Genomic DNA, 13,605 nt, shown 5'->3' with positions numbered 1-13,605 from the left:
GTCACCGGCGCGGCCCCGGGCGCGGCGCCGGCCGGACAGAACGCGCCCGGCGCGAATGCCCCGGCTGCGACCAACCCGGCCACCCCTCCGGCGCCGCCCGCGGCCGATGCGTCGCGGATCACGCTGCGCAGCCGCGCGGATAGCTGGATGCAGCTACGCGACACGCGCGAGCGCCGCGTCATCGCCGACCGCGTGCTGCGCGCCGGCGAAAGCTTTTCCGTGCCTGGAGGCCGCGAGGGCCTGATGCTGACCCTAGGCCGCGCCGATGCGGTGGAACTGCTGGTCGACGGCAATGCCGCGCCCGCGCTGAACGGCGTGATCGGCGTGCGCCGCGACATCCCCATGGACCCCGACCGGCTGCGCGCCGGGCCGCTGCCCGCCCCCCCGCCGCCACCGCGCCCGGTGCCCGCCCCCGTCGTGCCGACCCCCTCGCCGCCGACGCAGTAAGGCGCACCCCTTGGGCCTGCGCGCCCGGCCTGCCATATTCGCGTGAGCACGGCACGAGGCCCGACCATGAGCTATCGCCCCTACCAGCAGATCACCCGCCGCAAGTCTCGCCAGATCATGGTGGGCCGCGTTCCGGTGGGCGGCGACGCGCCGATCACCGTCCAGACCATGACCAATACGCCGACCGAGGACGCGGCCGCGACCATCGCGCAGATCCGTCTCTCGGAGATCGCCGGCGTCGATATCGTGCGCGTGTCCTGCCCGACCGAGGAGGCCACGGCGGCGCTCGCCGAGATCGTGCGCGAGGTGAACGTCCCGATCGTGGCCGATATCCACTTCCACTATAAGCGCGCCATCGAGGCGGCGCAGGCGGGTGCCGCCTGCCTGCGCATCAACCCCGGCAATATCGGCTCCAAGGAGCGCGTGAAGGAGGTCGTGCAGGCGGCGCGCGACTACGGCTGCTCGATCCGCATCGGCGTCAATGCCGGCAGCCTCGAGCGACACCTGCTGGAGAAATACGGCGAGCCCAACCCCGAGGCGCTGGTCGAATCCGCGCTGTGGCATGCGGCCCACCTGCAGGAGCTCGATTTCCACGAATTCAAGATCAGCGTGAAGGCGTCCGACGTGTTCCTCGCCGTCGCCGCCTACCAGCAGCTGGCCGAGGTCTGCGACCACCCGCTGCACATCGGCATCACCGAAGCGGGCGGAAAGCGCACCGGCACGGTGAAATCCGCGATCGGGCTGGGGTCGCTGCTCTGGGCCGGGATCGGGGACACGCTGCGCGTCTCCCTAAGCGCGGAGCCGGCCGAGGAGGTGCATGTCGGGTGGGAGATGCTGAAGTCGCTCGGCATCCGGCACCGTGGGGTGAAGATCATCTCCTGCCCGTCCTGCGCGCGGCAGGGGTTCGACGTGATCCGCACGGTGGCGGCGCTGGAGGACCGGTTGGCGCATATCGAGACGCCGATCACGCTGTCCATCATCGGCTGCGTGGTGAACGGGCCTGGCGAGGCGCTGATGACGGATCTGGGCGTCACCGGCGGCGGCGCAGGCAAGCACATGGTCTATGCGGCGGGCAAGACCGACCACACGGTGGAGGGCGTCTCCATGGTGGACCACATCGTGGCGCTGGTGGAGGCGAAGGCGCAGACCATCGAGGCTGCCGCGGCGGCGGCCAAGGCGGCGAGCCAGCCGGTCGCGGCGGAGTAGCTTCGGACCGCTAGAGCCCCAGGCGCTTCTGGACTTCCTTGTCGATGCCGAGCGTCGCGAGGTCGAAATCGCCCTCCCGCAGCGCCACCGCCAGCTCCTTGTACTTGTGCGAATCATTGATCTTCAGGTGCGACATGTCGCCCGGCGCCAGCGGCACCGGCTGCTGCGGCGCGGATTCCAGCGCGACGCGCAGCGGCTCGAGCATGATCGCCCGGTCCAGCCCGTCGCGCAGCATCGCCGTGAGGTAGTTGTTGAACAACTGGCCCGAGGGCACCCGCGCGTGGCTGGTCAGCTTGCGCATCACGACGTTCATCGAGCGCGCCTTCTCCTGCTCCACCTGCAACCGGCCCATGGCTTCGCGCAGCGATTGCGCCATCTCGAAACGCGGCCCGTTGCCGCGCAGGCCGCTGTTGCGCTCGTCGTAGTCGACCTTGCGGGAGAAGAACTCCTCGAACAGGGCCAGCGCTTTGGTCTTGTTCGGCTTCTTCTGATAATCGCTCACGGTGTAGAATTTCATGAGCGTGTGGAAGGCGGCGAAGCTGCGGCCGACGCAGGCGGCCACATAGACCGGCCGGCGATCGGCCGAGGCGGCCAGCGCCAGGGTCATGGTCTGGGACAGGGCAGGCATACGCGTCTCGCTCCTCCCGACGCGCCAGGCGCGACGGGGCATTGGTCTGTCGCGCCGGTGGGGGCTGGCACAACCATGACGGGTTGGTGGGGGCTTGAGCACACTGTTCCGGTTCCGACGCGAACACGCAACCCGTCTTGTGCATCTGGGCCGTAACGATTTCGCCAATCGACCGTCGAGCCGCTGGTTTCGTCGAGAGCGCGCCCTGGATTCAGGCTTTCCGCTTCTTCAGCAGAAACCGCCGCGCATCCGGCACCGCGACCCGATAAGGGATCTTGTAGGGCGACCCGTCCGCCATCACCCGACGCATGTCGTCGGCCACGTCGCGGCTCTTCTCGAAGAAGCCGTGGTCCACGAGGTCGCCATCGTCGCGCAGCACCGGCGAGACGTCGATGGCGAAGACATTGTCGGGTGTGGCGCGCATGTTCTGCGGCCCGCGCGTGCCGAGCCGGGACGGATTCAGCTTCACCCGGTTCGAGACCTGCAGGGCCAGGTCCAGCGGCGAATGGTACACGGTGATGTCGCGCGCCAGTGCGGCCAGCGGCTTGAGCTTCTCGGGCAGTTCCAACGCGTCGTCATCCTCGTCTGCCGCGCACAGGAAGACGTGGTCGATGATGGAGGGCAGGTTGGCCGGCCCGCCCGGCAGCAGATGCCGGTAGCGCAGCACCCATTGCAGCGCCTGACGGAGCGCATAATTCCCCATGCTGTGCGCGAGCAGATTGATGCGCCGGTCGCATTTCTCCGCCTCGTCGCGGTCGGCGAGGTAGCGCAGGAAGATGGAGAAGACGCGTCCGATGGCCTCGCCCGAGACATCCACCGTGCCGCGGTCCGCGAGGTAGCCGGTGACATCGCCCGCCGATGGCCAGGAGATGAGGAAGACGGTGCAGTCGAGCGCGTTGGACAGCCGGGCGGCGGTGCGGATCGCGCCCTCCATCTCGGTGCGGAAGCCGTGGATGTAGAATAGGATCTCGCGGCTGGGGTCGTCCGTCGCGGTCTGCATCGCGCGCAGGATTTCCTTGCTGCCGAAGCGCATGGAGCCGTCGGGCGTGAGCGGGGTCAGCCGCTCGGGCGCTACGTCCAGCACCGGCGGGGCCGCCTCGTCGGCGGGGTCGATGGTGGCGGTGCCGAAGCGCACGGCCCGGCCGTCGAAGGCGCTCGGCGCGTTGTCGAAGCTGGTGGCAGGGTCGCCGATCGCCGCCCGGTTGGTTGCGAAATAGATTTTCGTCAGCGCCATCGCTGGACCCTCCGCCAAGCTTGAGGCTAATGCGGAATGGCGCCGCAGGGCGAGGGCCATGCTTGAACCCCCGCCCCCCACGCCCTAAACCGCGCTGCATGGCCCCCAACCAGCTCCAGCCCCCGCGCGGCACGCACGACCTCATCGGCGAGGATTTTGCCCGCCACCAGCACGTCATCGACACGGCGCGCCGCATCGCACGGCTATATGGCTTCGCCGAATGGGCGACACCCATCTTCGAGGACACGCGCGTCTTCTCCCGCACCCTGGGCGACACCTCCGACGTCGTGACCAAGGAGATGTACACATTCGAGGATCGCGGCGGCGAAAGCGTGACGTTGCGCCCGGAGGGGACCGCCGGCGTCTGCCGTGCCTTCGTCAGCAACGGCCTCACCCAGGGCAACCTGCCGCGCAAGGTGTTCTATGCCGGCCCGATGTTCCGCTACGAGCGCCCGCAGAAGGGCCGCCAGCGCCAGTTCCACCAGATCGGGATCGAGGTGCTGGGGGCGGCCGAGCCGCTCGCCGATGCCGAGGTGATCGCCTGCGGCTGGCACATCCAGCGCGAACTCGGCATCGAGGAGGGCACCGTGCTGGAGGTGAACACGCTGGGCGATGCGCCGTCCCGCGACGCCTACCGCGCCGCGCTGGTCGCTTATTTTTCGGCGCATCGGGAGGCCTTGTCGGCCGAGAGCCAGGTTCGGCTGGAGAAGAACCCGATGCGCATCCTGGACAGCAAGGAAGCGCAGGATCGGGCGCTTGTCGCCGATGCGCCCACCATCTTCGCGCAGCTGACGGACGAGGCGCGGGTTTTCTTCGAGACGGTCTGCGCGCATCTCGAACGCCTCGGCGTGCCGTACCGGGTGAACCCGCGGATCGTGCGGGGCCTCGACTACTACTCCCACACCGCGTTCGAGTTCGTGACGGAGCGCCTCGGCGCCCAGGGCACTGTGATGGCGGGCGGCCGCTACAATGGCCTGGTGGAGGCGATGGGTGGCCCGCCGACGCCTTCGGTCGGCTGGGCGGCCGGGATCGAGCGCGTGGCGATGTTGTTGGAGGCAGTCGGCGGGGCGCCTGCGGCGCCGCGTCCGGTCGCCGTCATCCCGGTGGGCGATGCCGCGGAGGCTGCCGCCCTGGACGTGTTGCAGGCATTGCGGTCCGCCGGCGTGGTCGCGGAGATCGCCTACAAGGGCAATCTCAAGCGCCGGATGGAGCGTGCGAACAAGATCTCGGCCCGTTATGCCGTGATCCTGGGCGACGCCGAGCTGGCCGAGGGCCGCGTCCAGCTGCGCGACCTCGACTCCGGCACCCAGGAGAGTGTCCTGGCGGCTGCGTTGCCAGCGCGGTTTGTGTGATCCTGTGATGCCGCCCCAAGTCGCAAAAATAAATGTATTGGGTCCGGGGAAATTCCTTTCCCCGGTCTGTCGTCCGTGAGTCTCTCGGACAAGCTGGATCGCGTCCTTTTTCGCGCGCAGGAGTTGCGTCACCTGCTGGAGACAGCCGACGGCACCGCCTTCGGCGTTCTCTCCCGGGAGCTCTCCGAAATCGCCCCCCTGGTCGAAAAGGTCGGCGCGCTGCGCGAGGCCGAGCGGGCCCGCTCCGAGGCCGAGGCCATGCTCGCCGACCCCGAAATGCGCGCCCTCGCGGAGGATGAGCTCGCCGGCCTGAAGCAGAGCGTCCCGGCGTTGGAGCGCGAGATCCGCGTGGCCCTGCTGCCGCGTGACAGCGCCGATGAGCGCAATGCCATCCTGGAAATCCGCCCCGCCGCCGGCGGCGACGAGGCCGCGCTCTTCGCCGCCGAATTGTTCGGTGCCTACCGTCGTTTCTCGGAAGCGCGCGGCTGGCGGTGGGAGGTGCTGGACTATGACGAGAGCGACCTCGGCGGCGTGAAGGGCGCGACCGCGGAGATCGCCGGCCGCGGCGTCTTCGCGCAGTTGAAGTTCGAGAGCGGCGTGCACCGGGTGCAGCGCGTGCCGGCGACCGAGACCCAAGGCCGCATCCATACCTCCACCGTCACCGTAGCGGTTCTGCCCGAGGCGGAAGAGGTTGATGTGCAGATCAACGAGGCGGACCTTCGGATCGACACCTACCGGGCCTCCGGCGCCGGCGGTCAGCACGTGAACAAGACCGACTCCGCGGTGCGCATCACCCACATCCCCACCAACACGGTGGTCGCGATGCAGGAGGAGCGGTCGCAGCACAAGAATCGCGCCAAGGCGATGAAGCTGCTGCGCGCGAAGATCTTCGAGGCGGAGCGGCAGCGGCTGGCGAATACGCGCTCAGCCGACCGCAAATCCCAGGTCGGCAGCGGCGACCGGTCGGAGCGCATCCGCACCTACAACTTCCCGCAAGGCCGGGTGACGGACCACCGCATCGGCCTGACGCTGCACAAGATCGACCGGGTGATGCTGGGCGAGCTTTCCGAGATCATCGAGGCGCTCCAGGCGGAGGACGAGGCCGCGCGGCTGGCCGAGGCCGGGCTATGACCGCCGATGCCTGCGTCGACCCCGCAGGCACCGTGGGCTTCTATCTGTGCCGCGCCGGCCAGCACCTGCGCGCCGCCTCTGTCGCCACGCCGCGGCAGGAAGCCCGCATGCTGCTGGGTGCTGCGATCGGCGTGCCACCGGAGGAATTGCTGCGCGACGCCCGCGCGGCGGTTGCACCCGAGGCCTCGGCGCGCTTCGCGGCCCTGCTCAAGCGCCGGCTGGCCGGGGAGCCGATCGCCTACCTGGTGGGCTCGCGGGGCTTCTGGACGCTCGACCTCGCCGTCTCGCCGGCCTCGCTGATCCCGCGCCCCGATTCGGAGACGCTGGTGGAGGCAGCGCTGCTCGCCATCCCGGACCGCACGCTGCCGCTGCGGATCCTTGACCTCGGCACCGGCACCGGCGCGCTGCTGCTCGCCGCACTGAGCGAATACACCAATGCCTGGGGCCTCGGCGTGGACCGGGTGCCCGCGGCCGTCGAGCTGGCGCGGCAGAACGCCGCGCGCACCGGCCTTGCGACTCGGGCGGCGTTTCTCGTGGGTGACTGGGCGGGCGCGCTGGATGCCCGGTTCGACCTGGTGCTGTGCAATCCGCCCTACATCGAAAGTGCCGCGATCGCGGGCCTGATGCCCGAGGTCGCGCGGTTCGAGCCGGCCTCCGCGCTCGATGGCGGCCCCGACGGGCTGGACGCCTATCGTGCAGTTCTTGCCGGATTGCCGAGCCTGCTGGCGCCGCAGGGCGTGGCAATCCTGGAGCTTGGGCTGGGGCAGGGACCGGCGGTTGAGGCCCTCGCGGCCGGGTTTGGCCTTGACGTCGGGCCGACGCGGGCCGACCTCGGCGGCATTGCCCGGGCGCTGCCCGTGAAAAAACAATTTGGCGCCGCGACCCCCGCCGCGTAATGTGCCTCTTGTGGCGCCGCTCTCACGGATCATTTGATCGGTCGGGCAAGCTGGCCCCTTCAGCCGCCACATGACGCAAAGACGCGCCAGATATCGCGAAGATCTGGGCAGCACACCAGCAACCGCGGCGCCGGAGCACCGGCCCGTGACCTAGCAATGGCCGCGCCTGGCGGCGCGCCGGCCCGCATCCTGGGCCCGCGTGCCACCGCCGGCAGAACGAGACGGCGAACGCAATACCAATGAACATGAAACGCATGCGTGGTCGTGGCGGGCAGCAGAGCCGGCACGGTGGCGGCGGTGGGGCTGGGAATTTCCGGCCCACCGGTGGCGGCGGCGGCAACGGCAACCAGCCGATGAACCGCAACCACGTCTTCGACAGCTCGGGCCCTGACATGCGCATGCGCGGCACCGCGCAGCAGCTGTTCGAGAAGTACCTCCAGCTCGGCCGTGACGCGACCGGCGGCGGCGACCGGGTGATGGCCGAGAGCTATTTCCAGCACGCCGAGCATTACTTCCGCATCATCAACGCGATGAACCAGGTGCAGCAGCAGTCGCCGCAGGGCCCGCAGCAGCAGCGCCGCTACCAGCCCTATGCCGAGGGCGGCGAAAGCCAGGAGCAGGGCGGCGAGCCGCAGCAGGGCGAGGCGAATGGCCTGGCGAATGGCCACGCGCTCGACGCCGAGCTCGAGGCGGAGCTGCAGCCGAACGAGCGCCGCGAGCGCGAGTAGCCCCTTCGGCCTGAGCAGGGGACCGCCAGCGCGGACCGGCGCATGCAGGTCATCCCGCGAGCCGAGCGACCGCAGGCGGCGCGCAGCGCTTGCGGGGTTGCTTGAGACCGGGTCTGGCCTGCCACGCGCCACCGTCCTAGGCTTGGTCTATGCCCGACACACACACGCCGCTGCCGCTCGCCGGCATTCGAGTCCTCGACCTGACGCTGGCGCGTGCCGGCCCGACCTGCGTGCGCCACCTTGCCGATTGGGGCGCGGAGGTAATCCGCGTGGAGCCGCCCTCGGGCGACGACGCGCTCGGCAATCCGCGTGACGGGTATGATTTCCAGAACCTGCACCGGAACAAGCGCTCCATCGCGCTCAACCTGAAGGACGAGGCGGGACTGGCGGCGTTCTACAAGCTGGCCGCGACGGCCGACGTGGTCGTCGAGAATATGCGCATGCAGGTGAAGTATCGCCTCAAGGTCGGCCCCGACGATTTGCGCGCGATCAACCCGCGGCTGATCTACGCCTCGATCTCCGGCTTCGGGCAGACCGGGCCGTATTCGACGCGCGGTGGCGTCGACCAGATCGCGCAGGGCATGGCCGGGCTCATGTCCATCACGGGCCTGCCGGGGCAGGGACCCGTGCGCGTTGGCATCCCGATCTGCGACCTCACCGCGGGCAACCTGCTCGCACTCGGCGTGATGATGGCGCTGTACGAGCGCGTCACCACGGGCAAGGGCAAGCACGTCACCACCTCGCTGCTCGAGAGCATGGTGTTCATGCTCGACTTCCAGGCCAGCCGCTACCTGATGGCGGGCGAGGTCGCGGGCCAGGCCGGCAACGACCATCCGGTGAACTCGCCGATGGGCGTGTTCCAGACCTCGGACAAGCTGGTGAACATCGCGGCGTCCTCGACCAAGCTCTGGACCGTGTTCTGCAAGGCCGCCGGGCGCGAGGATTGGCTGGAGAAGGAGGAGTGGAAGACGGCCAAGGGGCGCACCGCCGACCGTCCCGCGCTCAACGCCGCCATCGCCGAGCAGATGAAGAAGCACTCCGCGCAATGGTGGATCGACACGCTGGAGGAAGCGGGCATCCCCTGCGGCCCCGTCAACGACATCGCCGAGGTCTTCGCCGACCCGCAGGTGCAGCATCTGCGCATGGCGCTGCCGATGGGCGACACGCATGTCGTCGACAGCGCGATCAACATCGAAGGGCATGAGACGAGCGTGCATTCCCTGCCGCCGAAACTCGGCCAGCATTCCGAGGAAATCCTCCTCGAAGCCGGCGTGACGCGGGACGAGATCGCCGCACTCCGCGCGCGCAACGCCATCCTCTGAACGAAAGAAGAAGTCATGGAATACGCAGACGGGAAGATCATCGCGGAGGCGACGGATGGCGTCGGCCGCATCACCTTCAACCAGCCGGAAAAGCGCAACGCGATGTCGATCGCGATGTGGGACGGCATGGCGGCGGCCCTGGAAGTATTCGAGCATGATGCGGCGGTGCGCTGCGTGGTGCTGACCGGTGCCGGCGACAAAGCCTTCGTGAGCGGTGCCGACATCTCGCAGTTTGAGAAGAACCGCTCGGATGCGGATGCCCAGCGCGAATACGGCAAGAAGACCGGCCATGGCCGCGAGCGGCTGGCGAATTTCCCCAAGCCCGTGATCGGCGAAATCCGCGGCTTCTGCATGGGCGGCGGCTTGGGCATCGCGATGTCCTGCGACATCCGCATCGCCTCGTCGGACAGTCAATTCGGCATTCCGGCGGCGAAGCTCGGCATCGCCTATGGCTTCGACATGGTGACGGCGCTCGTCTCGCTCGTTGGCCCGGCCAACGCCAACATGATCCTGATGACGGGCGACCGCTTCTCCGCCGAGGAAGCGCTGCATTTCGGCCTGATCAACAAGGTCGTCGCACCCGAGGCGCTCTCCGCGACGGTGGCCAAGCTCACCGCAACGCTGGCGGTCAACGCGCCGCTCTCGCTGCGCGCGAACAAGCGCACGGTGAAGCAGGTCGGCTTCGACCCCGACAAGCGCGACATGGCCGCGATCGACGCTGCGACGGTGGCCTGCTTCGACAGCGCGGATTACGCGGAGGGCCGGCGCGCCTTCATGGAAAAGCGCAAGCCCGTCTTCACCGGGCGCTGAGCGCGACCCATATGCGGCGCTCCCCGGGAGACGCCGTGCCATGGACGCCACAGGCGCCGACACGACCCAGCAGGCGCCCATCTCGCGCCTGCTGCACGATATCGCCGCGCGCTGCCCGAATGAGGAGGTAAGCCTCGGCGACCTCGCGGACATGCTCGGCGACCGCGGCTTCGGCATCCTCATCCTGCTGCTCGGCCTGCCGGCCTTCCTGCCTGGCGTGGCGACCGTCTTCGGACTGCCGATCCTGGTGCTCGGCGTGCAGATGGGGCTCGGGCTGCGCCGGCCGAGATTTCCCGCTTTCGTCGCGCGGCAGCACTTCAAACGCAGCCACATCCTGCGCATGGCGCAAGGCTCCAGCCGCTGGCTTGCGCGCATCGAGGGCTTTGTCCGCCCGCGCCCCGGGCCGTTCGTGAGCAATCTCGGTGACCGGGTCGTCGGCTGGCTGACCGCCTATGCGGCCATCATGATCATCCTCCCGGGCCCCGGCACCAATGGGCCGCCGGCGTTCGGGTCCATGGTGATGGCGCTCGGGGTCGTCGAGTCGGACAACCGCACGGTCGGCATCGGCATCGCGCTGACCATCCTGGGCAACGCCTTTGCCACCGGCATGCTCATCGCCATTGGCTGGCTTGGCGTCGCGGCCTTCCAATGGGTGTTCTGACCTGCTACGCCGCCATCACGCTTCGGTGGCCCGAAAGGGCTGAAACGGGAAGGCGGAACGCTCCCCACCAGGGGTGAAACCGCCGCTGCCCCCGCAACTGTAGGCGGCGATGCCTTCCCCAACGCCATTGCACCCCCGGGTGTGAGAAGGCGGGGCGGGCGATGCCAGGCAAACGCCGGGCGAGAGCCGCGAGCCAGGAGACCGGCCAGGGCGGAGTTGTCTCGCGCGCTTGGGGCGGGGTGCACCCATGTCACGGATCCCAGGCGCCCTAATGGCGCCTCCGATGCGGGAACGACGCTCACCGGCCGGGGGCGCGTGCCCTCGGTCATGTCGTTGACCTGCATCCACGGGGGATCCTCCGATGCGCCGCCTTGCCCTGCTCCTCACCACCGCCCTGTCGCTGCCCGCCTACGCGCAGCCCGCGCCCACCGCCGTGCCGGACACCATCGTCCGCGCCGCCGCCGCCCCCACCACCATCGAACGTGTCCCCGCCGGCGTCACGGTGATCACCCGCCAGCAGATCCAGGAGCGCGGCTACCAGTCACTCGCCGAGGCGCTGTTCACCGTGCCCGGCATCAACATCTCGCCGACCGGTGGCCTGGGGCAGCAGACCAGCATCTTCACGCGGGGGACCAACTCCAACCACACGCTGGTACTGATCGACGGCATTCCGGTGAACGACCCCTCCACCCCGGCCGGCGCCTTCGATTTCGGCCAGGACCTGCTCGGCGATATCGAGCGCATCGAGATCATCCGCGGCCCGTTCTCCTCGCTCTACGGCTCGGGTGCGCTGGGTGGTGCCATCAACCTTGTCACCCGCCGCGCCCCCGCCGACCGCGAAGCCACCGCCTTCGGAGAACTCGCCGGCGGGTCCAACCGCACGGTACGCGCCAATGCGGGCCTCGCCGGCACCGTCGGCGCCTTCGACTACCTCGCCGTCGGGCAGACCTTCTCCAGCCAGGGCAGCGACGCCAACGCCCCGCGCATCATCGGCCACAACGGCGAACGCGACGGCTACCGCGCCGTGGTCGGCACGCTGCGCCTCGGCTGGCAGGCCACCGACGCGTTGCGCTTCGAAGCGCTGCTGCGCTTCCGCGAGACCAACTACCAGTTCGACGCCGCGGGGGCCGAAGACCCCAACGCCACCGGCTCCGACCGCGCCTGGCTCGGCTCCATCCGCGGCGAGGCGCGCCTGCTCGACGGCGCCTGGACCACCGGGCTGCGCCTGTCGCGCACCGAACAGCGCCGCCGCGCCCTCGACGCCGCGGACGGCTACAACCCGTTCCCCTTCAACCCCTATTCCCTGTTCCTGGGCACCCGCACCAACCTCGAATGGGGCAACCAGATCCGTCTGCCGGAGCTTCGCGGCGTGTCGAACATCGTCTTCTCCTTCGGCGCCGGCGTGGAACGCCAGACCAGCCGCAGCGAAGGCCGCGGCGTGACGCTCACCGACGCGGGTGCGACCGCCTATTCGCTGTTCACCGGCATCGAGGGGCGCGTCGCAAACCTTCTCGACCTCTCCGCCGCCCTCCGCCACGAGGAAGCCGAGGATTACGGGGGTGCCACCACCTGGCGCCTGGGTGCGGTGCTTCCCATCGAATCCCTTGGCCTGCGGGCGCATGCCGCCATCGGCACCGCCTTCCGCGCGCCGAGCCTGGAGGAACGCTTCGGCGTCTCCTCCTTCGTCACCGGCAACCGCGACCTCAAGCCGGAACACGCGCTCGGTTATGAGGCCGGGCTCGCCTGGCGGCCGATACCTCAGGTGGAACTGTCGGGTACCTACTTCGGCAGCCGCATCAAGGACCTCATCGTCCTCGACTTCGCCTCCATCCCAGGCACCTCGCGCAACATCGCCCGCGCGCGGATCGACGGCGCGGAACTCGCCCTCGCCGTGATGCCGGTCGAGAGCCTGCAACTGCGCGGAAGCTGGACCATCACCGAAGCCTTCGACGACACCACCGACCGGCGCCTGCTCCGCCGGCCCTCCAACACCATCGCCGGCGGGATCACCTGGCGGCCGATCGAACAGGTCACGCTCGCGGCCGAGGCACGCTTCACCGGGGCGCAGAACGACTTCGTCTACACGCCGCAGGCCAGGTTCGGCACACGCGGGGTGAACCCCTCGGGGACGGTGGCGAACTTCACCGGGACGTGGCGCGTGCAGCCTGGGGTGGAGATCTTCGCCGAAGGGCGGAATTTGGGGAATACGCGGTATGAGCCGGTGAACAGCTATGCGGTGCCGGGGCGGAGCGTGCTGGTCGGGACGCGCATCTCGCTTTGAGGAAGAAAGCGCCGGGAGAAGGAATTCTCCCGGACCCTCTTCTTTTATTTCTGGCTATTGGTGCGGGTGAGAAGGGCGGGACAGACCATGGAACGACGCACGGCGATCATCGTGGGGGTGGGGGCGGAGGCCGGGCTTGGGGCGGCGCTCGCGCGGCGGTTTGCGCGGGAAGGGCTGCACATCGTCGTCGTCGGGCGCAGCGCGGACAGGCTGGCCAAGGTTGTCGCCGGGCTGCCCGGCACCGGCGAAGCGCATGTCGCGGATGCCACCAGCGAAGGCGACATCATCGACCTCTTCGCTGCGCAGCCGAGCCCCGAACTGGTGGTGTTCAACGCCGGGCAGAACGTCCGCGCGCCCATCCGAGACCTCGACGCCGAGACCTTCGAGACGGCCTGGCGCATCAACACCTTCGCCGGCTTCCTTGTCGGGCGGGAGGCCGCGCGCGCGATGGTGCCGCGCGGCGCCGGGACCATCCTGTTTACCGGCGCCTCGGCGAGCCTTCGCGGACGGCCAGGCTTCGCCGCCTTCGCCGCCGCCAAGGCCGGGCTGCGCGCCATCACCCAGTCCATGGCGCGCGAACTCGGGCCCCAGGGCATCCATGTCGCGCACGTCGTGATCGATGGCGGCATCGCCGGCGAACGCCTGCGCTCCCGCGCGCCCGAACGCGTCGCGGCCGCCGGGGAGGATGGGCTGCTCGACCTCGACGCCATCGCCGAGGCCTATGCCCAGCTGCACCTGCAGCACCGCTCCGCCTGGACGCAGGAACTCGACCTGCGGCCCTTCAAGGAAAGCTTTTGACCCGGATGTCTCGCGGGATCGTGCCGCGATCGCGCCGGGCATTGGCGTGCCAGGGTGTTCGAGGAGCGCTGCCGATACCGGTTGTATCGGCAAGCGACGAGGACACGCTGG

The 13,605-nt window shown here is 69.3% G+C and carries 13 protein-coding genes and 1 riboswitch; of the genes, 11 read left to right on the top strand and 2 right to left on the bottom strand.

Going from position 1 to position 13,605, the window contains the following annotated elements:
• Together GXW79_RS17015 and ispG are read left to right on the top strand one after the other, a co-directional pair.
• On the top strand, positions 1–447 hold a 447-nt coding region (locus GXW79_RS17015; protein WP_211875637.1), incomplete at its 5' end, for a DUF4115 domain-containing protein.
• 66 nt (positions 448–513) lie between these two features.
• On the top strand, positions 514–1,653 hold the full coding sequence (gene ispG, locus GXW79_RS17010; RefSeq protein WP_211875636.1) for a flavodoxin-dependent (E)-4-hydroxy-3-methylbut-2-enyl-diphosphate synthase: 1,140 nt from the start codon (positions 514–516) through the stop codon (positions 1,651–1,653).
• 10 nt (positions 1,654–1,663) lie between these two features.
• Here ispG and GXW79_RS17005 read toward each other — a convergent pair whose 3' ends face one another.
• Together GXW79_RS17005 and GXW79_RS17000 are read right to left on the bottom strand one after the other, a co-directional pair.
• Positions 1,664–2,281, bottom strand: coding sequence for a hypothetical protein (locus GXW79_RS17005; RefSeq protein WP_211875635.1), 618 nt, complete (start codon positions 2,279–2,281; stop codon positions 1,664–1,666).
• A 211-nt stretch (positions 2,282–2,492) separates the two neighbouring features.
• Complete coding sequence (locus tag GXW79_RS17000; protein ID WP_211875634.1) at positions 2,493–3,515, bottom strand: alpha/beta hydrolase; 1,023 nt, start codon at positions 3,513–3,515, stop codon at positions 2,493–2,495.
• Positions 3,516–3,613: 98 nt separating this feature from the next.
• On the opposite strand from GXW79_RS17000, the gene hisS reads away from it, so the two are divergent.
• From hisS to GXW79_RS16955, 9 genes are all read left to right on the top strand, one after another.
• Positions 3,614–4,867 carry a histidine--tRNA ligase gene (gene hisS / locus GXW79_RS16995; RefSeq protein ID WP_211875633.1) on the top strand — a complete coding sequence of 418 codons (1,254 nt, stop codon included), beginning with the start codon at positions 3,614–3,616 and terminating at the stop codon, positions 4,865–4,867.
• A gap of 75 nt (positions 4,868–4,942) precedes the next feature.
• Positions 4,943–5,998: a peptide chain release factor 1 gene (prfA, locus tag GXW79_RS16990; protein WP_211875632.1), complete on the top strand. Its 1,056-nt coding sequence runs from the start codon at positions 4,943–4,945 to the stop codon at positions 5,996–5,998.
• Entirely contained in the window at positions 5,995–6,894 is a 900-nt protein-coding gene (gene prmC / locus GXW79_RS16985; RefSeq protein ID WP_211875631.1) for a peptide chain release factor N(5)-glutamine methyltransferase, read from the top strand. Before prfA ends, prmC begins: the two co-directional genes overlap by 4 nt.
• 254 nt (positions 6,895–7,148) lie before the next feature.
• Entirely contained in the window at positions 7,149–7,622 is a 474-nt protein-coding gene (locus GXW79_RS16980) for a DUF4167 domain-containing protein (RefSeq protein WP_246504070.1), read from the top strand.
• Positions 7,623–7,771: 149 nt separating this feature from the next.
• Positions 7,772–8,944 carry a CaiB/BaiF CoA transferase family protein gene (locus GXW79_RS16975; RefSeq protein ID WP_211875629.1) on the top strand — a complete coding sequence of 391 codons (1,173 nt, stop codon included), beginning with the start codon at positions 7,772–7,774 and terminating at the stop codon, positions 8,942–8,944.
• 15 nt (positions 8,945–8,959) lie between these two features.
• Entirely contained in the window at positions 8,960–9,754 is a 795-nt protein-coding gene (locus GXW79_RS16970; RefSeq protein ID WP_211875628.1) for an enoyl-CoA hydratase, read from the top strand.
• Between the two features lie 40 nt (positions 9,755–9,794).
• Positions 9,795–10,415 carry an exopolysaccharide biosynthesis protein gene (locus GXW79_RS16965; RefSeq protein WP_211875627.1) on the top strand — a complete coding sequence of 207 codons (621 nt, stop codon included), beginning with the start codon at positions 9,795–9,797 and terminating at the stop codon, positions 10,413–10,415.
• 6 nt (positions 10,416–10,421) lie between these two features.
• Positions 10,422–10,639: riboswitch (cobalamin riboswitch) on the top strand.
• A 137-nt stretch (positions 10,640–10,776) separates the two neighbouring features.
• Complete coding sequence (locus GXW79_RS16960) at positions 10,777–12,696, top strand: TonB-dependent receptor plug domain-containing protein (RefSeq protein WP_211875626.1); 1,920 nt, start codon at positions 10,777–10,779, stop codon at positions 12,694–12,696.
• 87 nt (positions 12,697–12,783) lie between these two features.
• Complete coding sequence (locus GXW79_RS16955) at positions 12,784–13,494, top strand: SDR family NAD(P)-dependent oxidoreductase (RefSeq protein WP_211875625.1); 711 nt, start codon at positions 12,784–12,786, stop codon at positions 13,492–13,494.
• The last annotated feature ends 111 nt before the right edge of the window (positions 13,495–13,605 follow it).

The organism is Plastoroseomonas arctica (assembly GCF_018128965.1).
GTDB lineage: Bacteria > Pseudomonadota > Alphaproteobacteria > Acetobacterales > Acetobacteraceae > Plastoroseomonas > Plastoroseomonas arctica.
The sequence above is the reverse complement of the archived record's forward strand: the minus strand, read 5'-3'. Positions and strand labels throughout refer to the sequence as shown.